Source organism: Ottowia sp. VDI28 (assembly GCF_049532675.1).
In the GTDB taxonomy this organism is placed as follows: Bacteria; Pseudomonadota; Gammaproteobacteria; order Burkholderiales; family Burkholderiaceae_C; genus Ottowia.
Map to the genome: position 1 here is coordinate 2,617,055 of NZ_CP149820.1, position 20,425 is coordinate 2,637,479.

Annotated in this window: 25 protein-coding genes and 1 tRNA gene; 9 read left to right on the forward strand and 17 right to left on the reverse strand. The window is 60.0% G+C overall.

What is annotated here, in order from left to right:
- Window positions 1-54: 54 nt before the first annotated feature.
- Window positions 55-546 (reverse strand): BON domain-containing protein, encoded by a 492-nt coding sequence (locus WJU18_RS12515; RefSeq protein ID WP_423460374.1) that lies wholly within the window; start codon window positions 544-546, stop codon window positions 55-57.
- Window positions 547-864: 318 nt separating this feature from the next.
- On the opposite strand from WJU18_RS12515, the gene iscR reads away from it, so the two are divergent.
- The 9 genes from iscR to WJU18_RS12560 all read left to right on the forward strand — a co-directional run bounded on the left by iscR (window position 865) and on the right by WJU18_RS12560 (window position 7,299).
- Entirely contained in the window at window positions 865-1,401 is a 537-nt protein-coding gene (gene iscR, locus WJU18_RS12520) for a Fe-S cluster assembly transcriptional regulator IscR (protein WP_423460375.1), read from the forward strand.
- A 69-nt stretch (window positions 1,402-1,470) separates the two neighbouring features.
- Window positions 1,471-2,691, forward strand: coding sequence for an IscS subfamily cysteine desulfurase (locus WJU18_RS12525; RefSeq protein WP_423460376.1), 1,221 nt, complete (start codon window positions 1,471-1,473; stop codon window positions 2,689-2,691).
- A gap of 62 nt (window positions 2,692-2,753) precedes the next feature.
- A complete protein-coding gene (iscU, locus tag WJU18_RS12530; RefSeq protein WP_423460377.1) occupies window positions 2,754-3,137 on the forward strand; it encodes a Fe-S cluster assembly scaffold IscU in 384 nt (127 codons plus the stop codon).
- Window positions 3,138-3,140: 3 nt separating this feature from the next.
- Window positions 3,141-3,464: an iron-sulfur cluster assembly protein IscA gene (iscA, locus tag WJU18_RS12535; RefSeq protein ID WP_423460378.1), complete on the forward strand. Its 324-nt coding sequence runs from the start codon at window positions 3,141-3,143 to the stop codon at window positions 3,462-3,464.
- Between the two features lie 194 nt (window positions 3,465-3,658).
- A complete protein-coding gene (gene hscB / locus WJU18_RS12540; protein ID WP_423460379.1) occupies window positions 3,659-4,177 on the forward strand; it encodes a Fe-S protein assembly co-chaperone HscB in 519 nt (172 codons plus the stop codon).
- Window positions 4,178-4,219: 42 nt separating this feature from the next.
- Complete coding sequence (hscA, locus tag WJU18_RS12545; protein ID WP_423460380.1) at window positions 4,220-6,082, forward strand: Fe-S protein assembly chaperone HscA; 1,863 nt, start codon at window positions 4,220-4,222, stop codon at window positions 6,080-6,082.
- Between the two features lie 14 nt (window positions 6,083-6,096).
- On the forward strand, window positions 6,097-6,435 hold the full coding sequence (gene fdx / locus WJU18_RS12550) for an ISC system 2Fe-2S type ferredoxin (protein WP_423460381.1): 339 nt from the start codon (window positions 6,097-6,099) through the stop codon (window positions 6,433-6,435).
- An 8-nt stretch (window positions 6,436-6,443) separates the two neighbouring features.
- Window positions 6,444-7,181: a DNA polymerase III subunit epsilon gene (gene dnaQ, locus WJU18_RS12555; RefSeq protein ID WP_423460382.1), complete on the forward strand. Its 738-nt coding sequence runs from the start codon at window positions 6,444-6,446 to the stop codon at window positions 7,179-7,181.
- Between the two features lie 43 nt (window positions 7,182-7,224).
- Window positions 7,225-7,299: transfer RNA gene (locus WJU18_RS12560), tRNA-Val, on the forward strand.
- Between the two features lie 126 nt (window positions 7,300-7,425).
- Here the strand turns inward: WJU18_RS12560 and WJU18_RS12565 are convergent.
- The 16 genes from WJU18_RS12565 to WJU18_RS12640 form a co-directional block, all read right to left on the reverse strand.
- Entirely contained in the window at window positions 7,426-7,695 is a 270-nt protein-coding gene (locus WJU18_RS12565) for a head-tail connector protein (RefSeq protein ID WP_423460383.1), read from the reverse strand.
- Between the two features lie 133 nt (window positions 7,696-7,828).
- On the reverse strand, window positions 7,829-9,343 hold the full coding sequence (locus tag WJU18_RS12570; protein WP_423460384.1) for a terminase large subunit: 1,515 nt from the start codon (window positions 9,341-9,343) through the stop codon (window positions 7,829-7,831).
- Window positions 9,340-9,750, reverse strand: coding sequence for a terminase (locus WJU18_RS12575; RefSeq protein ID WP_423460385.1), 411 nt, complete (start codon window positions 9,748-9,750; stop codon window positions 9,340-9,342). Before WJU18_RS12575 ends, WJU18_RS12570 begins: the two co-directional genes overlap by 4 nt.
- A gap of 60 nt (window positions 9,751-9,810) precedes the next feature.
- Window positions 9,811-10,275 carry an HNH endonuclease gene (locus tag WJU18_RS12580; RefSeq protein WP_423460386.1) on the reverse strand — a complete coding sequence of 155 codons (465 nt, stop codon included), beginning with the start codon at window positions 10,273-10,275 and terminating at the stop codon, window positions 9,811-9,813.
- Between the two features lie 5 nt (window positions 10,276-10,280).
- The gene (locus tag WJU18_RS12585) at window positions 10,281-11,489 is read right to left on the reverse strand and encodes a phage portal protein (RefSeq protein ID WP_423460387.1); all 1,209 of its coding nucleotides are present in this window, start codon (window positions 11,487-11,489) and stop codon (window positions 10,281-10,283) included.
- Window positions 11,486-12,016, reverse strand: coding sequence for an HK97 family phage prohead protease (locus WJU18_RS12590; RefSeq protein ID WP_423460388.1), 531 nt, complete (start codon window positions 12,014-12,016; stop codon window positions 11,486-11,488). Before WJU18_RS12590 ends, WJU18_RS12585 begins: the two co-directional genes overlap by 4 nt.
- Window positions 12,017-12,028: 12 nt before the next feature.
- Window positions 12,029-13,255, reverse strand: a complete 1,227-nt coding sequence (locus tag WJU18_RS12595) for a phage major capsid protein (RefSeq protein WP_423460389.1) — start codon at window positions 13,253-13,255, stop codon at window positions 12,029-12,031.
- Window positions 13,256-13,413: 158 nt separating this feature from the next.
- Window positions 13,414-13,755 (reverse strand): hypothetical protein, encoded by a 342-nt coding sequence (locus WJU18_RS12600; protein ID WP_423460390.1) that lies wholly within the window; start codon window positions 13,753-13,755, stop codon window positions 13,414-13,416.
- Complete coding sequence (locus WJU18_RS12605; RefSeq protein WP_423460391.1) at window positions 13,752-15,293, reverse strand: YfjI family protein; 1,542 nt, start codon at window positions 15,291-15,293, stop codon at window positions 13,752-13,754. The genes WJU18_RS12600 and WJU18_RS12605 overlap by 4 nt, the downstream gene beginning before the upstream one ends.
- A complete protein-coding gene (locus WJU18_RS12610) occupies window positions 15,287-15,694 on the reverse strand; it encodes a hypothetical protein (protein WP_423460392.1) in 408 nt (135 codons plus the stop codon). The genes WJU18_RS12605 and WJU18_RS12610 overlap by 7 nt, the downstream gene beginning before the upstream one ends.
- A gap of 10 nt (window positions 15,695-15,704) precedes the next feature.
- Complete coding sequence (locus WJU18_RS12615; protein WP_423460393.1) at window positions 15,705-15,920, reverse strand: helix-turn-helix transcriptional regulator; 216 nt, start codon at window positions 15,918-15,920, stop codon at window positions 15,705-15,707.
- A 563-nt stretch (window positions 15,921-16,483) separates the two neighbouring features.
- Window positions 16,484-16,876 (reverse strand): hypothetical protein, encoded by a 393-nt coding sequence (locus WJU18_RS12620; RefSeq protein WP_423460394.1) that lies wholly within the window; start codon window positions 16,874-16,876, stop codon window positions 16,484-16,486.
- Between the two features lie 145 nt (window positions 16,877-17,021).
- Entirely contained in the window at window positions 17,022-18,191 is a 1,170-nt protein-coding gene (locus tag WJU18_RS12625) for a tyrosine-type recombinase/integrase (protein ID WP_423460395.1), read from the reverse strand.
- A 379-nt stretch (window positions 18,192-18,570) separates the two neighbouring features.
- Window positions 18,571-19,137 (reverse strand): FMN reductase, encoded by a 567-nt coding sequence (msuE, locus tag WJU18_RS12630; RefSeq protein ID WP_423460396.1) that lies wholly within the window; start codon window positions 19,135-19,137, stop codon window positions 18,571-18,573.
- 120 nt (window positions 19,138-19,257) lie between these two features.
- Window positions 19,258-20,016, reverse strand: coding sequence for a carboxymuconolactone decarboxylase family protein (locus WJU18_RS12635; RefSeq protein WP_423460397.1), 759 nt, complete (start codon window positions 20,014-20,016; stop codon window positions 19,258-19,260).
- Between the two features lie 11 nt (window positions 20,017-20,027).
- Window positions 20,028-20,423, reverse strand: coding sequence for a hypothetical protein (locus tag WJU18_RS12640; protein ID WP_423460398.1), 396 nt, complete (start codon window positions 20,421-20,423; stop codon window positions 20,028-20,030).
- Between the last annotated feature and the right edge of the window lie 2 nt (window positions 20,424-20,425).

A 20,425-nucleotide genomic window follows, 5' to 3' on the forward strand; every position in this document is an offset into this window, starting at 1 on the left:
CCGGCCGAAAGAGAAGTCATCCGGTTCCTGCCGCCGCTCTACTTCGAAGGAGGCTTATCCCTTCACTTCCAGGTTGTTGCGCACTTCCTTGACCCCTGTCACGCCCTTGGCGATGGTTTCAGCGCGTTCCTTGGCGGCGGAAGAGGGCGCCGGACCGCTCAGGGAGACGATTCCGTCCTTGGTACTCACATCAATCTTGATCGCGCTCAGATCCGGGTCTTTCAGCAGTCCGGCCGACACCGATGCCGTGATGGCCGCATCGCCGGCGCTGTCTGCCACGCGCGAAGCGGCGGCGCTGGCATCAGCGCTCATTTGAGCTGCGCCTTCCTTGAGCTGGTTACCCGCGCGGGCGGCGGCGTCCTTCGCTTCGTTGGCGGCTGCCGCTGCAGAAGCCTGTGCGTCGCGGGCGGCGTCCTCGGTTTTCGCAATCGCTGAGTCAAGCTTCTGGCCGGCTGTCTGCTCTTCGGTTTTGTTGCAGGCGGCCAGACCGGTGGTCAGTGCGGCCACGGCGGCCAGAAGCGTCAGGCGGTGAAGATGGCTTTTCATGTGAAATTTCCTTCCAGTATTCCCGGGGCTGATGTTCATATGCCCGGTGTACCCTGAATTTATGTCCATGTGTTCGCGCACTTTGTCAGCTACAGACGAAAGCTCTGTAGGAAAAGTTCTGCATGGTATGGGTGAGCGGCTAATGCGGCGCCCCCTCCCTGTCAATAGGGAAAAGAGTGTATACTTGAGAAAAACACTCGGAAATAGATTGGCGCAGCCCGCTGCATCAGTCGCTTACACCCGGTGGCTGGTATCCGGCTGCTGGCGGGGATGGTCCCCACGAGCCCAATTCAATCCCATACAGTCAAGGAGTTTGCCATGCGCCTTACAACCAAGGGTCGATTCGCGGTAACCGCCATGATCGATCTCGCGCTGCGCCAGGATAACGGCCCGGTGACGCTGGCGGCGATCAGCCAGCGGCAGCAGATCTCCCTATCGTACCTTGAACAGCTGTTCGGCAAGTTGCGCCGGCATGAACTGGTGGAGTCTACCCGCGGCCCGGGTGGCGGGTATTCGCTTGGACGCAAGGCGGCTGACATCACGGTCGCCGACATTATCGTTTCCGTGGATGAACCCATCGATGCCACCCACTGCGGCGGCAAGGAAAACTGCCATGGCGACGGCGGCCGCTGCATGACGCACGACTTGTGGACCTCCCTGAATGCCCGCATGGTCGAGTTTCTCGATTCCGTGACCCTGCAAAAGCTGGTGGACGACCAGATCGCCAAAGGCATCGAAGTCGAAGACAAGCCCGCCACCAAGCGTGCCATCTCCAGCGCGCCGGTGGTCAAACCTATCCGTGTGAACGCGCCCAATTCGGTCTTTGCGCTTGGCGGTATTGCCGTCAAGTCCTGAGGCGCATTTGAGCGCCTTGGCCGCGAGTTCTTCATTTCAATAACTAATTCATAGCCAGCAAAGCCAGCCATGAGCGAAACCCCACATTTCCCCATTTACATGGACTACGGCGCCACCACGCCGGTTGACCCCCGCGTGGTTGATGCCATGATCCCCTGGTTGCGCGAGCATTTCGGCAACGCCGCCAGCCGCAGCCATGCCTGGGGCTGGGAAGCCGAAGCAGCAGTCGAAAAAGCCCGCCAGCAGGTGGCCGACCTGATCGGTGCTGATCCGCGTGAAATCGTCTGGACGTCGGGCGCGACCGAATCCACCAACCTGGCCCTGAAGGGCGCCGCGAATTTCTACAAGGGCAAGGGCAAGCACCTTATTACCCTCAAGACCGAGCACAAGGCCACGCTGGACACCATGCGCGAGCTGGAGCGCCAGGGTTTCGAAGTCACCTACATGGATGTCCAGGAAGACGGCCTTCTCGATCTGGAAAAATTCAAGGCGGCCATCCGCCCCGACACCATTCTGGCCAGCGTGCTGTTCGTCAACAACGAAATTGGTGTCATCCAGGATATTGAAGCCATTGGCAACATCTGCCGCGAAAAGGGCGTGCTCCTGCACGTCGATAGCGCGCAGGCCACAGGCCGTGTCGAGATCGATCTGAAGACCCTCCCGGTCGATCTGATGAGCCTCACCGCGCACAAGACCTACGGCCCCAAAGGCATCGGCGCGCTGTACGTGCGCCGCAAGCCCCGCGTGCGGATCGAAGCACAGATGCATGGCGGCGGCCATGAGCGCGGCATGCGCTCCGGTACGCTCGCCACCCACCAGATCGTCGGCATGGGCGAAGCCTACCGTATCGCCAAGGAGCAGATGGCCGATGACAACGCCCATGCCGCACGCCTGCAAAAGCGGCTGCTCGACGGGCTGAAGGACATCGATCAGGTGTTCATCAACGGCACCATGGAGCGCCGTGTGCCGCAGAACCTGAACATGAGCTTCAACTTCGTCGAAGGCGAATCGCTGATCATGGGCATCAAGGGCCTGGCCGTCTCCAGCGGCTCGGCCTGCACCTCGGCGTCGCTCGAACCCAGCTATGTGCTGCGCGCACTGGGCCGCAGCGATGAGCTGGCGCACTCGAGCCTTCGCATGACCATCGGCCGCTTCACGACCGAGGAAGAAATCGACTACGCGGTGGAGACCATCCGCCAGAACGTTGCCAAGCTGCGTGAATTGAGCCCATTGTGGGAGATGCACCAGGAAGGTATCGACATCTCGACCATCCAGTGGGCCGCTCACTAACGATTAACTGAAATCGGCGCCGGAATGCCTGGTGCCGGATGTTCTACCTAGGAGATACAACCATGGCTTACTCAGACAAAGTCATCGACCATTACGAGAACCCCCGCAACGTCGGCAGCTTCGACAAGGGTGACGATTCGATCGGCACCGGCATGGTCGGCGCTCCCGCCTGCGGCGACGTGATGAAACTTCAGATCAAGGTCAACCCGGCTACCGGCGTGATCGAGGATGCCCGCTTCAAGACCTACGGCTGCGGCTCCGCCATTGCCAGCAGCTCGCTCGTCACCGAGTGGGTCAAGGGCAAGACGCTGGATCAAGCGGCTGAGCTGAAGAACAGCCAGATCGCCGAGGAACTGGCTTTGCCGCCGGTGAAGATCCACTGCTCGATCCTGGCCGAGGACGCCATCAAGGCCGCGGTCAACGATTACAAGCAAAAGCACGCCTGATCAATGTCGGTCTCCCTCACTGAAGCCGCAGCGCGGCACGTCAGCAAGTATCTCGCCAAGCGCGGCAGGGGCGTGGGGGTTCGGCTGGGTGTCAAGACCACCGGTTGCTCCGGCTTGGCCTACAAGCTCGAGTATGTGGACGAGGTCGCGCCCGAGGACGTTCTGTTCGAGGCGCACGGCATCAAGCTGATGATCGATCCCAAAAGCCTGGCCTATATCGATGGCACGGAGCTTGACTACGTGCGCGAAGGGCTGAACGAAGGTTTCCGGTTCAATAACCCCAACGAGCGAGACCGCTGCGGTTGCGGAGAGTCGTTCCGCGTTTGAGTTGATCGTATTTGAAGGCAGACCTCTTCCTTGCAGGAGCTGTCTCTGAATTTGCTCCCTCTTCCTATGGGAGAGGGTTGAGGTGAGGGCAAGCGGCGGCGCCAATAGGCAGACCGCTTGTTTTCACCTGTGTCCCTCCCCAAGCGAGGGGGATAAAAGAACAGCCAGCCTTTCAAGGCCTTGCATCCCGTCCCATGAACCTCCAGTCCACCGATTTCGAACTCTTCGGCGTGCCGCCGCGCTTTGCGCAGGATGCGGCTCAGCTGGACACCCGTTGGAAAGAGCTGCAGCGCCAGGTCCACCCTGACAAGTTCGCGACGCAGGGCGCGGCGGCACAGCGTGTGGCCATGCAATGGTCTGCCCGCATCAACGAGGCCTACCGCCGGCTGAAGGATCCTCTCAAGCGGGCGGCCTACCTGTCCGAGCTGAACGGCTCCCCCATCGGCGCCGAGAACAACACTGCCATGCCGGTGGAGTTTCTCATGCAGCAAATGGAGCTGCGTGAGCGCCTGGACGATGCCGCCACCGCCAGCGAATTGCATCAGATCGACGAACTGTCGGCATCCCTGTCGGACGAGATGCTGCGCAAGATCGCGCAGCAGGCTGATGACCTGGCCGACTGGCCGGGCGTGGCGCAATCCGTGCGGGCGCTGATGTTTTTGGACAAGCTGGCAGATGACATCGCGCGCAAGCGTGAGACACTGGCTGCTTGAAGTTTTTCAGCTTCGCTTTGCAAGATTTCTAGAAGTTATTCGATGGCGCTGCTCCAGATTTCCGAACCCGGCCAAACACCCGACCCGCATCAACGGCGCATTGCCGTGGGCATTGACCTGGGCACTACACATTCGCTGGTGGCCGCCGTTCGCCACGGCGTGGCCGAGTGCCTGCCGGACGACGATGCCCGTGTGCTGCTGCCCTCCGTGGTGCGCTACCTGGCAGGCGGCCGGCGCCAGATCGGCTATGCCGCGCTGACGGCTGGCGGACCGGAAGACGCCGAGAACACCATTCAGTCCGCCAAGCGTTTCATGGGCCGCGCATTGGCCGACATCGCGCATCCCGAGAAATATCCCTACCGGTTCATTGATCAGCCCGGCATGCTGGCCCTCCACACCGTGCACGGGCAGAAGTCTCCGGTCGAAGTCAGTGCCGAGATCCTGGCCACGCTGCGCCAGCGCGCCGAAGACACTTTCGACGACGATCTTTACGGCGCCGTGATCACGGTACCTGCCTACTTCGACGATGCGCAGCGCCAAGCCACCAAGGATGCCGCGCAACTGGCGGGCATCAATGTGCTGCGCCTGATCAACGAGCCCACTGCCGCTGCCATCGCCTATGGTCTGGACAACGCCAGCGAGGGCGTCTACGCCGTTTTTGATCTGGGCGGGGGTACCTTCGATATTTCCATCCTGCGCCTTACGCAAGGTGTCTTTGAAGTCATTGCCACGGGCGGTGATTCGGCTCTGGGCGGAGACGACTACGACCGTGCGCTGATCGACTGGGTCCTGGCCAAAACCGGCGCGGCCATGGCATCCGCCGACGCCAAGGCTGCCCTCAAGGCCGCAGCGCGCAGCGCGAAGGAGGCCCTGAGCGCTGCGCAGGAAACAGTGTTCCGAGCCGCATCCGGGGCTGAAAGCATTGAAACCACACTGACAAGGCAGGATTTCGAATCCGCCACCGCCGATCTCACCGCACGCTGCATGGCTGCTGTCCAACGCGCTCTGCGCGATGCCAAGCTGGCACCGAAAGACGTGCAGGGCGTGGTCATGGTGGGGGGCTCCACGCGCATGCCGCAAGTCCAGCGTGCGGTCGCCGAGCTGTTCGGCAAGCCGCCGCTCGTCAACCTCAATCCTGACGAAGTCGTGGCCTTGGGGGCTGCCGTGCAGGCCAATCAACTGGCAGGCAATGATGCCGCAGGAGACCTCCTGCTGCTCGATGTCATTCCGCTGTCGCTCGGTATCGAGACCATGGGCGGACTGGTCGAGCGCATCGTACCGCGCAACCAGACCATCCCTGTGGCGATGGCGCAGGATTTCACCACCTACAAGGACGGTCAGACGGCGCTTGCGCTGCACGTGGTGCAGGGCGAGCGTGATCTCGTGCAGGATTGCCGCAGCCTGGCCCGCTTCGAACTGCGTGGCATTCCGCCCATGGCCGCGGGCGCTGCCCGCATCCGGGTGACGTTCTCCATCGATGCCGATGGCCTGCTCAGTGTCGGCGCCAAGGAGCAATCCAGCGGCGTCGAAGCCAAGATCGACGTCAAGCCCAGCTACGGCTTGAGCGATGAGCAGATTGCCACCATGCTGCAGGAAAGCTTCACCACCGCCGAAGCTGACATCAAGGCGCGCGCGCTGGCTGAAGCCAAGGTCGAGGCCGACCGCATGCTCCTGGCCACGCAAAGCGCCCTGGATGCTGACGGCGCGCTGCTTGCGCCGGCAGAGCGTGCCAGCATCGACGCGCTGATGCTGGCGCTGCGCGGTATCGCCGCCAACAGCATTGACGCCCGGGCAATCGAAGAGGCTACTGAAGCTCTTGCCCACGGGACCGAGGCATTCGCGGCCGAGCGGATGAACCACAGTATTCAGCAAGCGCTCTCCGGCAAGCGGGTCGACACGCTTTAGAAAATTTCCAAGACATGCCCGTCATCAAGATTCTTCCCCACCCCGAATACGCTCCCCAAGGCGCTGAAATCCAGGCGACGCCTGGGCATTCGATCTGTGAAACCCTGCTCGAAAACGGCATTGAGATCGAGCATGCCTGCGACATGAGCTGTGCCTGTACCACATGCCACGTGATCGTTCGCCAAGGCTCTGAATCGCTGAACGAGGCAGAGGAAGAGGAAGAGGATCTGCTCGACCGGGCTTGGGGCCTGGAGCCGCAGTCGCGCCTGTCTTGCCAGGCCATCGTGGCGCAAAAGGATCTCACCGTGGAGATTCCGCGTTACTCGATCAACCACGCCAAAGAGAACCACTGAGGAGCGCCATGTCTCGCCAGATCGTCCTCGATACTGAAACCACGGGCCTTTCCGCCGAAGGCGGCGACCGCATCATTGAGATTGGCTGCGTGGAGCTGGTGGCGCGCAAGCTGACCGGCAACAACCTGCATTTCTACATCAATCCTGAGCGCGACAGCCATGAAGACGCGTTGAAAGTGCACGGCATCAGCAACGAGTTTCTGCGCGACAAGCCGAAATTCGCCGAAGTGGCCGATGAAATCCTGGCTTACCTGAAGGACGCCGAGCTCATCATCCACAATGCCGCGTTCGACGTGGGCTTTCTGAACAAGGAGCTGGAGCGGCTGCGCCTGCCCGGCATCGATTCCCATGTGGAGTCGGTGACCGACACGCTGGCCATGGCCAAGCAGCTCTACCCGGGAAAGCGCAACAGCCTTGATGCCCTGTGTGACCGCCTCGGCGTCGACAACTCAGGCCGTACCCTTCACGGCGCGCTGCTGGACGCCGAGTTGCTGGCGGATGTCTACATCAACCTCACACGCGGCCAGGACGCGCTCCTGATCGACGTCGGCAACGCCGACGACGAGAAAACCGTGGGCACCCAGCGCATCGACCTCACTGGCTACGTGCTCCCGGTCATTTCCGCCAATCCGCAGGAAATAACCGCGCACGAGGAGGTGCTCACGCAGCTCGACAAGTCGAGCGGTGGAAAAACTATGTGGCGCCAGATTGAATCTGCGCCAAATGCTGAAAAAAGTGTGGCATAATCCTATCTTTCAGCACTGAGACGAAAGTTTCAGTGGAGAAATCGGGTGATTAGCTCAGCGGTAGAGCACTGCCTTCACACGGCAGGGGTCACATGTTCGATCCATGTATCACCCACCAGATAAATAAACGCTCTGATGCTATCAAAATCAGAGCGTTTTTGTTTTGGTACGGCAAAAATACGGCAATCGTATTCCTATCAAGCTACCCGCTTGCACATCAACTGCAACTCCCGCTGGCCGCTTATCACGCCACCATCTGCCGATAAGGATCCAGCAGCCGAGTGAACAGCCTGTTCTCCACAATAGGCCGGTCTGTCTGGCTTTCGCGGTTCATGTACAGGCTGCCCACCAACATCAACACGGCGGCCTGCACTGGCGCGGCGTCGGGCAGTTCGTCCAGATTCAGATAGTCCAGCGCGGCAGTTTCAGCAGCATCGATCATTGCCAAGATAGCGGCGTCGTCTTCGTCGGTGTCAACGCGGATATGGTTTCTTGCTTCTTCCAGGGTCACCATGTCATTTCCTCAGTAGGGTGCCAGCCGCGCAGTGAAAGTCTGCCGCTGGCGGTCGGGGTTTCTTTGCTGAATGGCGCGACTCGCCGACTTAGGCGCCATCCGGGATTCACCTTGCGGTACCGCCCGGCCCGGTTTAAACAAACATGAACTGGCCATCGCTATAGCCCTCGCTCATCTCTTCGGCACTGGTGGCAATGCCAAAGGCCATAGCAAAGGCCTGCATGCCATCAATGCGGCCCGTGGTGCGGCTCTTGTCCAGCTTACGATTGCCCGCTGGGTCTTTCGTGGTGGTCGCGTTCGCCGCGCACATGGATAGCACCGGGTGCATGCCGTGGGCCACTTGCCCATTGAGCAAGGCACTTTCCAGCGCATCCAGTGCGGGGGCCATGCTCGCAAAGCCCTGCCCGAATGGCACCAGGGATAAATCAAGCCCCAGGCGATCCAGCTCCTTCTTGAGTACATCAATGCGCCAGCGGTCGAAGGCAATGGCCTGAAGGTTCTCCACGTCGCTCAGGATCTCGGCCATATCGGCGGCCACATGCTCATAGTCGATGGCTGCACCCGGCGTCGTGCGTAGAAAGCCCTGGCGGTGCCACACGTCATAGGGCACCCGGTCACGGCGTGCGCGGTCAAGCAAGCCAATCTCAGGCGTCCAGAAGTGCGGCTGCACTTGCCACACACCATCGTCATCCTGGCCGATCAGCACCAGGGCCGTCAGGTCGGTGCGGGCGGATAAGTCCAGGCCAGCGAATATCGGGCCGTCCACTGCGCCCAAATTTGCGCTCAGTCCGCAAGCCTTCCACACGTCCGGCGACACGAACGGGCTTTCTGTAGAAACCCTCTGGTTCAGCAGCAGGTTCCGAGCGCTGTTCTCCATGCTCGGCATGCGCTGGGCCTGCGTCATCTGCTCGCGTAGATCCGACTCCGAACGGAACAAGCCCAATGCCGGGTTGGCTGCTTTCCAGGCTTGTTCATCCAGCAGATCGCAGCCTTCCGGCGCGGCGTACAGGTGGCAAACAATCTTGGGATCACCCGATTTCAAGGCGTCGTCAATCTGCACACTGAGCCAATCGGCATCGGTGGCCGCTTGCGTGCTGATGACGATTTGCAGGGGATCGGCGTGGGCACCTTGCGAAGTCAGCAGCGCATCAATGAAGTCTGACTGCGGGCCTCTCACCTGGCCCCACTCATCGCCGATCACCAGCACCGGAGATAGGCCGTGGGCGGTCTTGCCATCAGCAGCCAATGCGCGGAACTCGGTGTTCATGGGTAGGCCGATCAGGCGCTTACCCGAAGGCACGATGCGCACAATGCCGGAGAGCTTGGGCGACTGCTGCACCATCTTGCAGGCCAGATTGAACACCAGGGCGGCTTGATCCCGGCTCATGGCACCAGACACAATCTGACTGTTCTGCTTGGCTTCAGGGCCTACCAGGTGCGCCAGCAGCAACCCGGCAATCAAGCCCGACTTGCCGTTCTTCCTGGCGATGGACAGGATCGCGCGGCGCGTGCCTGCCGGGTTGTCGTATACCTCGGTGATGAACCGCTTCTGGAAGTCAGCCAGCGCCAGCGGTTTACCCACATCCGCACCTTCGGGCGTCACACAGTAACGCTCGATGAACTCGATGATGCGGGCCGCTCGGCTCATACTGCGCGCAACCTCGGAATCAGGTCGTCATGCTCCTGGCGGGCTTCGCGTTCTGCCGTGGCCGCATTGACCATATCCGCAGCACGCCCTACAGTGGCAGTCGGATGAACCGCGACAGATCGAGCAAGAGCCATCGCCAGCCGGGTCAGCTTGGCATGCTCATCAGATCCGATTGCTACGGTTTCAATAGCATGCTGCACTCGCGCCAGATTCGCCGCCATCACCAGATCAGAGTCAGTCCACGTATCACGCGGGCGGCTGGTCACAATCGCATCCCAGAACGGTTTGCAGGCTTCGGGCAGGGTGACGTAGGCCGGGGGATCAATCGGGCCTTGTGCGGCGTTCTGCGCGGCCTGTACTGCTCCCTTGGCAGTGTCGGCGCGTTGGCGTTTGGGGGTGAGCTTCATGGTTGCCTATTTTTTAAGCAGTAAGCGTTAACGGAAGGGGTACAGGGCGGTCTAGCGCCATCAGCCCCCCGTGATTTCTGAGTCCTCGCGCGCGCGTGGATCAGGTCGCAGCAGCGCGGGCGTCTTGGCATTCCACGGGTGGCGCAGGTCGATTGGCCAGCCATCCAGGCCACACCCCAGGCTCACGCGCTTGCCCTGATCCATCGCGGTCTTGATCGAGTGACATCGATGGCACAGCGGGCACAAGTTATCCATGCTGTTGTCGCTCGGATCACCGCTGATATGGTCAACGTCAGTAGCTGGCTCGACCTGCCCACGCTGGGCGCATGCCCTGCACAGTGGCTCACCGGCCAGCACAGAAGCGCGCAGGCGCTGCCAGGCTGCGCCGTTAAGGGGTAAGGTGCGGCGCGGGTCTGCATCGCGTCCTGTGCGCTTGGAAAGGCGCAATGGCGGGGCCATCTTGATGCGGGTGTCTTCAATCATCTTGATGCGCGGCTGAAGCATCTTGAGCTTGGGGCGAGTCATGCGGCCTACTTCTGCTTGCTGGGGTACGGCTGGGGCGCTGGGGTGGAATCGGGTTCCACTGCCTTGGCATCGTCTATGCCCTCGATGGCGGGCAGGTTCTCCAGCTTCCTGGCCTCGCTCTTGAGCATCCAGCCGCTGGTAATGCCTGAGCTATAGAAGGCGGCGCGGTTTGTGGCATCGCCCCTCAACAGTCCTTCCACCTGATGCTCGGCAAAGTAGATCCGGCGTCCGGCCTCGGTCAGCAGCTTCTGTGCAATGCCCTGCTCCCACATGGTCAGGTGACGGCGCAGGCTCAGGGTCACGAACTGGCGGGCCAGCTCCACGCTGTTGCTGTAGTTGGCTGACTCCATGCTCTGCACGATGACAGGCGGTACGCGGAACAGGCGGCACACCTCCACCACTGAGAGCTTGCGGGCCTCTATCCACTCCGCATCCTCCAGCGTCATGGACACGGGCATGTAGTCCACGCCTTCTTCAAGGATAGCGGTACGGCCTGCATTGGTGCCCCCTGCATGCTGGCTAGACCAGGACTCACGGATGGAAGTGCGCTGCTCGGGCTTGAGCTTGCCGGGGAACTTCAGCACCCCCAGCAGCTTGGCACCGTTGCGGAAGGTGGAGACGCCATGCTCTTGCTCACTGATAGCCAGCTCGATCACACCCCGTGCAGCTTGAATCGGGCTGATGCCCATCACACCATCATCTCCCAGGCGGTGGCGCAGGTGCAGCACCTCATCAGCCAGCAGGCGGTGCAAGCGGCCTTCGGTGTCGGCGTACTCATAGCCCAGCTTGCTGTTTGTCAGCCTGAGTACGTTCATGCGATCCGGGCTGATGGGCCATAGCTCTCTCACCTGGCCGTCATAACCTCGAACAATCCGGGCATAGGCGTTGCCGCGAAGCAGGACAGCGGCCTGCATGTACTCGCGGAACTCCAGGGCGGTTTGCTCGGGGTTCGCCATGTCGTGCAGCACGCGATAGAGCGGATGGTCTGAGGCGCGTTCGCGGTCATCCTGGCTCCTGCGGTACAGGATCAAGGGTAAGGTGGCCGTGGTCTCGGCAATCGCCTGCACACAGGCATAGACGGCAGAGACGCCTTGCGCGGTCTGGTCGTTCACCGGGCCAGTGCGCAAGGCTTGGAAGTTGGCCCATGGATCATTCGGATTGGTGGCCCGGCGCTCCAGGCCCACCAGATTCAAGGCTCGGTCTATCAGGCTCACAGACAGGTCTCCAGCCACATGCGGCGCGGGTCAAGCACCGCCAGAACAATCGGGCGGCTTCTCAGGGCCACGGTGGTGTCGGTGTAGGCCGGATCACTGGTCAGAGTGATTTCGTGAAGATCCACGTTCAGCAGCTCGCGCACCAGTTGACCGCCTCTTTCCTCCCAGCGGTCGCCACCCTCGGCTACGCGAAAGCCGAAGGAGCAACCAGCCACATCACCACGATCGACCAGCACAGCCAGATCCCGGCCATGGGTGGTATCCGGTAGAGCCAACTCAAAAGCCAGTCCATGCGCATCCTCTTTGAGCTTCAGGCTGCCGCCTCGGGTGGTGCCCAGCAGGGCATCGCCTTGATGGTGATACAGGGCGCGAATATTGGAATCCGATTCCAGGGACTTGCGAAAGGCACCGTTGCGGATGACCTCAGAGAAACTCCCCAGGTTGGCTTCGCTGTTGAATATCGCGGCATACCCATGCAGCGTCTTGCCGTTGCTGCGAAGGTGACCAGTAGAGCGGACTTCCAACATTCGCAACTCTCCTTACAGGGCGATGTCGTCAGCCACCACAAACGCCTTGGGATGGCGCACTACGGCATCCATCGTGTGCAGGATGCGAAGCTGAACATCGCCTTTTTCGTAGTACCCGGCGGCGTAGGGGTTGGCCAAAATCTCGGTAGCTCCCCATTCACCAATCACCAACTGGCTGAAGTCACCAGCGATCAGGCGGCCCGTGTCGGGCGTGCCGGTCTTGGCGTCCAGTTGGTTGGTGACGTGGGCGGGAAGGTCAGCGACTCGGCCCCCTTGCATCAGGTACGCGGCACCAGCCACTGCATCCTTGAGCGTGGTTTGCAGCTTGGTCGACACCTTGGCATGCGTCACGATGGCATTGGGGGTGATGTTCTCCAGGCCCAGTTTTTCGAGCATGGCGACGATGGCATCCCAGTCCAGCGTTGCCAGTGATGCAGTTTGAATGCCTGCCACGTTCAAGATGCCCACGGGCTGCTTGGCGACTGCGGTGCCGTGCAGCAGGGCTTTGTCCACGGCCAACGAAACCACTGCGGCGAAGTCATCGCGCACCAGTTGTTCAATGGCCGGGTTGCTTTGCTGGATCAGTTGCCGAGACAGGGCAGTCAGTGCGCCTACGTGTTTCGGCTCCAGCTTCACGCTCGAATAGGTGGTGTTGCTTTCTGTGAGGCTGTCACCCTCGGCAACCCAGTACGCGGTCGATGCGCCGGTCTGCTTGGGCAGGACGGTATCACCGCGCAGGCCGGTCAGGACTCGGGCACCCAGGGATTTCACAATCAAGCTGTTGCGCAGCAGGCCAATGAACTGGTCTGCTTTGAAGTCGTCCGGCACGATGGCGGCGCTTGACGTAGTGGTCTGCGTGGCGCGTTTTTCGAAGATCGACGTAGGCACCAGAATGCCACCCTTGCTAGGCTCAATACCCATGCGCTTGGCTTCGGCTTGGAACTCAGCCAATGCACCCGTGGCGCTGCGGTTCTCGATCTGGCAGGCGATGGCGTCCAGCACGTTTACGCGGGACTCGGCATCCTGGCGGCTCTTGTCCACCGGAGTGCCCAGGGCGCGGCGCTCGGCATCCTCGATGAATTGGGCGCGGGCTTCGTCAGCTTCTAGGGCCACCACCTCAGATTTGAGTCGGTCGAAGGTGGTTTTCTGCTCGACAGTCAGTTCCTTGTGGGCTTCCACCAGGGCGCGCATCTCGGCAACTTTGAGGGCGCGTTGTTCGCGCAGGTCGTTGAGTTTCATGGGTTGTTTCTTTGCAAAGAAGTAAGAACAACCGATGATTTACATCACTTTAAAAACAATAGCAAGCTATCGAAAAGATAGTAAACGCGCTAGGACAGTGTTGGATTGAAAGCGTTGCTCGGACGTGAAAAAACCCGCACCGGGCGGGCTGGTTGTGGTTAATGCTTCGGGTACGTTCGCCGGAAGTAGTCCAGCAGTCCGGCGCGTTGATCGGGCGGAATTTCCAGGCATTCGATACGCATCTGTTCCCTGGCGGCTTCGCTGTCGTTGTAGTGGTTGCAGGCTCTCATGGCCGCTTCGATTAGTTCATCGGCAGATATGCAATTTTCAAAAAGGCCCGTCACCCCTACTGACGAAACTGACGAAACCCCCTTCGGAAATTCATAAATGCGCCCGGTTGGCACTGACGAAACTGACAAAACCTCCCTTTCGTCAGTTTCGTCAGTAGGGTTTGGGCGGTTTTCTGAAAAACGTGCTTTTGCAAGTGCAAGCCAACTCATGCCGTCCTCCGGGTGTGAGGGTTGATATAGAAGCGGGTGGTTGGCCTGCCGGTGGAGTTGTCTGTCTCCGCGCTGACGATCCAACCATGCTCTTCCAAAGTGGCGAGAGCACCTTCGACCTGCACGGCGGCGGTAGCGCCTGCCCATTGCTTTCTCACCACGTCACGCACGGTGAAGCCATCTTCGAGCTTGCCGTCTGCAATTCTTCGCCCTAAGGTGCGGGCGGTATTGACCTTGGCAGCCTCCACCAACCCATAAACTCGGCGGGCGTGATCGGCCAGATACTCGCACCAGGCGGCGGCGCGGATGGCGCTATCGGCCTGCACTGGTCCAATGCGTCCTTCGGCCAAGTGCAAGATCAAGGCGATGGCGCAGAACAGTTTCTCGAATTTCCCGAAGTGTTGGCGCATCATGGGATTCGACTCGCCGGGGATCAGCTTTGTGTTCAACTCGGTACACCACTCCACGAACACCGCCTGGGCGGCGTCATCGAAGTAAAAGTGGGGCAACTTCACGAAGTCGTCAGCAGGGGTTGCGCCGTCTTGAACCGGGTCGAAATGCGCCAGGCGGTCGAACAGATCGCGCACGGCCTCGCGGGCGCCCTTGACGGGGTAGCGGTCGCGCCATTCCCACTTCACCGACTCGGGAAACACCAGAACCTGAAAGCGTTGAATTCGCCCATCGTTATCGAGGCTACTCGCCATAGTCGCCAGGTAGCGTTCCAGCAGTTCAGGCTGAATGCCACCGAACACGCTCAAGCAAAGGTTCTTGATGTGCAAACTGCCGCGAGCGATCCGGTCAATGTTGAAGCTGCTAGTGCCGTTCCAGCCTTCCAGATAGAAAGCCCGATCACCCTCCCGGCCTTCCTTTTCCCAGCTTGCCAGCAGGCCGACAAGCTCATCGCGGAAAACCAGCATCCCTTGAGGATTACTTACCAGCATGTCGCCCAGCTTTTCGACGGTACTGTCGTTGGATTTGAAGCGGCGCTGGTGGGGTTCTTCCGGCGCTTCGATGGCCTGCATATCGGCAATAGCCAAAGCCATCTTGTCGCCATCACCCTTGCCCGTGGCGGCTTTCTTCATACTCGCCTTCACTGCGGCTTGGTGCGCTTCGTAAGCGGCCACCTCGGCTTCGTACACCTTTTGAGCTTGCTCCAAAAGCTCGGCCTCTTTAGCCTCCAACCGATCGAGAAACCGGGTCACTGTGCCCAGTGCCGGGGATTTCTTACTGCTGGGGTCTCCTACGATGCCACCGAAGAGGTTCGGCGTCACGATCCAATCATCGCGGCGCTTAGGTTTGATGGCGCAGCGGGCACCGATGACGGAACCAAGCGAGACGATAAGGGCGGCGGCGATGTAATCCGGCGCGCATGGCATTCGGTCTGCTTCGTCGAGTACGAACTCAGCGAGGGCCTTGGGTAGCATGGCCTCCGCGTCGAATTCCGGTGCATGGGGAAGGTCGGTCTTTATCTCGCGTGGCGTGGGCCACGTTTCGCTGATGGCCTCCCACACATTGGTTTCTTGAGCCTGAGTCAGCATCCCAACCTCCCTGCACTTGCGATACGTTGCTTGGCGATATCGGCGCGGGTCTTGTCCGCATCGCTCACAGGCATGCCCTTACGGCGGTCTGCGTTGACGATGAATATGATGCTGCGCTCGTGGTCGGTGGCTCTGCGCAATGCGCTGAAGCTCACTCCAGGGGCTGGCTTTGGCAATCCCCCGGTGCCGGGAAAAAAGTCAGCCACCGTCAGGCCAATGGCACTCACCACGGCCTCAAAGGTGCATCCGGCGTGGCAGTGCATCAGGATGCGGCCATCGTCGCCTTCGCGGATGCTCAGTGACGGGGATTTATCGGCGTGGGCGGGGCACCGGGCGATATGGCCGCGCCCAGCCTTGCGCACTGCCTCGAATCGAGACAGTAGGCTGTCATAAGCGATCATGGCGACCTCCTTACTTGGCGGCCAGGTCTTGAATCAACTTATTGATGTCGCTCTCGCGCCACGCAGCGGTGCGCGGGCCGAGCTTGATAGGGGCAGGAAATTTTCCGTCCTTGATGCCCTGATACCAGGCACTGCGGCTCACGGGAACACGAGACAGGACGGGGTTGATACGCAGGAGCTTTTCGCGAACTTGCGTTGCTTCGGTTGGAGAAGATGTTGCTGTCATAGGTCTAAACCTTTTTCAGTAAGGTGTAAAAAGACCTACGGGTAACCACGGACTAGCTCCAATGGGGCTAGTTCGGGTTAATATGCAAGGTACTCCGCCAAGAGTGCCATGCTTCCCGTAGGGTTGTGTGGCGGATCGGCCCGGTTGCCTGCAAGCTTCCGGGCCTTTCTTTTTGCTAGGCCACATTCATTGTGACAGCAAAAAACATCCAAATACGACCAAAAGGAGAATTCGATACGCTTTTGGACGATCGCCACGCGGCCACTATATATGGCGTTTCATTCATCTTCAAGCTACTACCTGTAGTGTATCTTTTACAAACTTGGCTATTCATTGGATATCAACAACTTATCCACGTTTTGCTGTGAATAACTAGCTCCTTATCCCATGGTTGTGCACAGCAGGCGAGAGGATATGAACAGCTGGTGTTGCATCCAGGTCACAGACTCCTATCCGTACAGGTCAAACACTTTTATCTTGTAGTAGTCGTGTGCCGTTTTTCTGGTTCAGAACGGTCGTGTGATCGTTGCCGTTCTGCATGTAGTCGAAGGGGATGTTGTAGATCAAGCCGGATGCTGGGCCTTGAACTTCTCCACACCGGCTTCGTGACCGTGGATGGCGATGCTGTCGAACACGTCGCTGCAAGTCTGATCCGGGGTCTGTCTGTCGAGCTTCCTGTTTTCACGGTTGGCAAAGTCTTCTTCTATTAGCTCGTTGACCTCGTCGGCGAGGTTCATGGCCAGGTACATCAAGTGCTGGCGCATGGTGTCATTCCATGGGAACTCTTCGTCTGCGACGACATGCTGGAGTGCAGCCAATTGCGGAACCACAATGTGCAACCGGTCAAAGGCGCTTGTGGTTGATCCGTTGCATCCGTTGATGTAGCCACGGCGGTACACCCAACGCCCATTCTCAAGCGCAACACTGGTTTGGTTTGCTACAGTCTCATTAGCCATTTTCAAAGTTCCTTTTTGAAGGTGGTTAGACGGCTCTCGGTGCTCTAACACCTTGAGCCGTCGCCTTTTGCCCTGCATGAACCGGCGCAGGGCTTGCCGGGGTTTCGTCAGTTTTGTCAGTACGGTTCTGGCAGTCTTATAAAAATCACAGTGCTACGCGCTCTAGTGCGGCGGCGGCAACTTCTTGCTGCAAGTGGTGGTAGTTGCGCTGGATCATCAGGATTGATGTTCCGCTGATCGAGGCGACGGTGGCCAGGTCGGTGCCCGCCGTCACCAGGTCAGTTATCAGGCTATGGCGCAGGGTATAAAGCGTGGCCTTGGCTGGAAGTCCGGCAGCGGTTACTGCATCTCGAGTGGGACATGTCCATTTATCCTTTACCCATTGGGCACCGTCGGCGCGGGTGAAAAGGCAGGCTCCTGGCAATTTGTCCTTGGCGGCGGCGGTGAACAATGCAGCGGTGGTGGCAGGTAGCTTGATGGTGCGTCCTTTACCTGCCTTGTCACTGCGGATCGTGAGCGTGTTCAGGCGCTTGTCGAAATCTGCTGCTGTGAGCGAAGCCATGGCACCAGGGCGAAGGGGGAGGGCGCACAAGGCGCGAACGAATAGCCCAATGTCGGGCGCAGCGGCGGCAATCAGGGCTTGGCGTTGTTGACGATCAAGGTATATATCGCGCCGGTTGTCCGCCCCCTCTATGGGTTTCAATTTCGACTCCCAAGCCTGCGCGGTGGTGACATGCCCATCTTCGAGCGCGAGATTCAAGGCGGCCCGAAAAGTCGTCATATCCCGGTTGATGGTGCTGGCGCTCCGGGGGCGGGTGGCCGCCTTCGTCTTATCTTGAGGTATGGCCTTGGTGTTGGTCAGCTTCGTTACCCAGCTAGAAATCGCTCCTTTGGTGAGCTTCAGCAATGACGTGTTAGCCAGCTTCTCATCAGAGAAAACCCAGCGATTGAATCGAGCTTCGGCATCGTCTGCCGTGCTGGTGCGCCCCTTGTCTCGCAGTGACTTGAGATAGTGGCGACAGGCGTCGGCTACCGTGACGATCCTCGTGCTTCCACCATGGCGAACATGCTCAAACCACGCTCTGGCGGCTTTTGCGGCGGCGTCGTAGCGGTCACTGGCCGGAAGGTCGCCGAAGTCGCCTAAGGCCTTGATGGTGCGCTCCCCGGTATCGGGGTTCCGGATTTTGGCAATCCACGTCCCAGCTCCGGTGGATAGGCATCTATAGCCCAGGTGCTGGCCAGCGGCTACGCGATCCCAATACGGCTCCCGTCGAGGGGGAAGGGATGAACGCGAAGCGACGGTGTTGATTTTCATACGGCAATTATGCGGCAAACATTGCCGTACTGTACCGCACTTTGATGGACTATAAAATCTGATATATAGAGGGAAAATCAGTTTTTTTTCGTCCAAGGAAATCCGTAAACGCTGCCTTCACACGGCAGTGGTCACATGTTCGATCCATGTATCACCCACCAGAATTCTTCAAAGTAATAAAGGGCCTAGGCATCGTCTAGGCCCTTTGTCTTTTGTCGGCGCGAAAAAGTCGTTTCGCGCGACTGGCAAGCGTGGAGTGCCCCTGTGGCTATGCATTCCTGCCTCTTTTTTGCTCCTGTTACCCCCTACGAAAAAACCCCGGACACTTGCGCGCCGGGGCTGTAAAGGCTCATGAAGGGCCAGGAGACAAAGGGTTGGATCAGGCAGCGCGCAGCAGCGGGCGGCGTTGGTTGGCGTCGAACAAAGGTACTGCGCGCTCGGCGGCCAGTTGTACGCGGGCTTTCAACGCGGGGCTGGTGACACGATAGTTGTCGAAATCGCTGTTGGCGCCATACACGCCGATCGGCAGCGTCAGCGACTGGAAGAAGCTGAACAGCGGGCGCAACTGGTGGTCCAGCATGAGCGCATGGCGGTCGCTGCCCCCGGTGGCCGCCAGCAGCACAGGCTTGTCGATGAGTGCATCCTGGCCGATCAGATCGAACAGGTGCTTGAAGTGGCCAGGATAGGAGCCACGGTACACCGGGGCCGCGGCAATCAGGAGGTCGGCCGCCTCGATGGCCTGCAGATGACCTTGGATGTCGGCCGGCAGCTCGTCGCGCGACAAGGCTTGTCCCAGGGCGCGCGCGAAATCGCCGACCTGCAGGATGCGCGTGCGCGCGACGAGGCGCTGCTCCAGCTCGGCGGCCAGCGCTTCGACCAAGGCGCGGGTACGTGAAGGCTGATAAGTGCTGCCGACAACGGCGACGATATCCAGGTGCTTGGTCATGGAAGGGCGCAATGAGTGCGAGAAAGGGCAGGAGAGCGTCACTCTAGGCGCGCCCAGAGCACCTACCAACGAACGAAAACCGATATGTATAGATGCTTTTTTCGCCGCGCCGCACAGAAACTATTTGGCCGCTAATTGCCGAAAGACATTGGCGCCAAGCGCAGTGCCATGCACAGCCAGATGGGCCCCGAGTTGAATGGCTTGCAACAACTCGGGAGAGGTCAGGCCTTGCGATAAGGCTGTGCCTATGATTTGGCGGATCGCACCGGGATTGAAGGCCGTGAAGCAGGCGTGCAAAGCCAGTTGTACCAGGCTGCGTTCCGCTTGGCTCAAACCATTGCCGGGTTGGCCTTCTTCTATGAAACCGAGCAGTGTTTCCACATACCCAGGGTCCAGCCGTGCCATGGCGGCCAGGGAAAGCGCATAAGGTGCACCGAGCCGGTCTATGCGGGATTGAAGTTTCCCCTCAATGGGCTCCGCCATGCTCAAGTCCGTCATTTCGGCCAGGATGTCCGCGGCTTGGCAGGTGTGGGCGATACCTTGAACTGCCACCAGATGCAGCACGTCAAAGATATCCGTTTGCGTGGCTCCCACTTCCAAGGCGCGCTTCATGTGGGTTTGCAAGCCAGCCTCGAACAGGTGGGACGATGAAGCGTCTAGCGCGACGTAGATGAGTTCGACCATGCGCGGCGTCAGCGGGCCCGTGCGTGCCGGATATCCGGCGTAGTGGGCGTACTGTTTGATGAAGCCTGGATTCGCCTCTAGCATGGTCTCAGTCCACGGGCGCCAGTAGCCCCGCTGCTCGATGAAGAACTCCTTGATCTGCGCGGGCGTCATATCGCCCATTTCGTTGCCCGTCTCGTCGCGTGTGTGGTCCATGGCGATGTCTCTCATTCGGCGCCGCACACCAGCGATTGGCCGGTCAGGAACTGGGCGGCGGGCCCGCAGACGAAGCGGAGCAGGGCATGCAGCGATGGAGGGGGCAGGTTCGGGGGAACTTCCAGCGCATTGATGCGAAGCGCACGGGCACCCCACTCACAGGCCAAGGTGGAGACCAGCATACGCGCGGCCGCGGTATCACCCGCGTCCTGCCAGGGGAGGGCTGTTTCGGCCGGCAGGAGTACCGTCAGGCTGGCCTTTTCGGCATGGGCGGCTGAAAACCGCGAGCCTGCCGCATGCACGGCCTGCAGGACATGCCCTGGCTTGCTGTACAACGGCGACAGATCAAGCGTGGCAGGGTAGTGCGGTTCGGCGGAGGGCCGAGGCGCTACGGCTTCCCAGGGCACAG